Annotated in this window: 1 protein-coding gene; it reads right to left on the reverse strand. The window is 65.6% G+C overall.

Translation table 11 applies throughout. From position 1 onward, the window contains the following. Nucleotides 1-575 (reverse strand): AMP-binding protein (locus K3F48_RS23995; protein WP_222577949.1); only part of this gene is annotated, 575 nt, incomplete at both ends.

A 575-nucleotide genomic window follows, 5' to 3' on the forward strand; every position in this document is an offset into this window, starting at 1 on the left:
GCATAGTCGGCGTCGTCCGGGGCCGGCAACGCCTTGCGGTCGAGCTTGCCGTTCGGCGTCAGCGGCAGGCGATCGAGACAAACAAAAGCCGAGGGAGCCATATAGTCGGGCAAAGCCGCGACGATATGCGCCCGCAGCCCTTCAGCCCCCGGGGCCGTCTCGCCGGCGTCTTCCCGCGCCGTGTAATAGGCCACGAGACGCTTGTCGCCGGCAGCGTCCTCGCGCGCCATGACGACCACGTCGCGCACGAAAGGATGCGCGGCGAGACGCGCTTCAATCTCGCCGAGCTCGATGCGGAAACCACGGATTTTCACCTGAAAATCATTGCGGCCGAGAAATTCGATCGTTCCGTCGGCGCGCCAGCGTCCGAGATCTCCCGTCCGATACATGCGGGCGTCGGGCGCGTCATTGAACGGATCCTTCACAAAGCGCTCGGCCGTCAGATCGGGGCGGTTCAGATAGCCGCGCGCGACGCCGGCGCCGCCGATATATATCTCCCCCCGCGCGCCGATCGGAACCGGAGACCCGTGGCCGTCCAAGATATATATCCGCGTGTTCGAGATCGGGCGGCCGAT

It is taken from the genome of Methylosinus sp. Sm6 (assembly GCF_019802345.1).
Lineage (GTDB): Bacteria > Pseudomonadota > Alphaproteobacteria > Rhizobiales > Beijerinckiaceae > Methylosinus.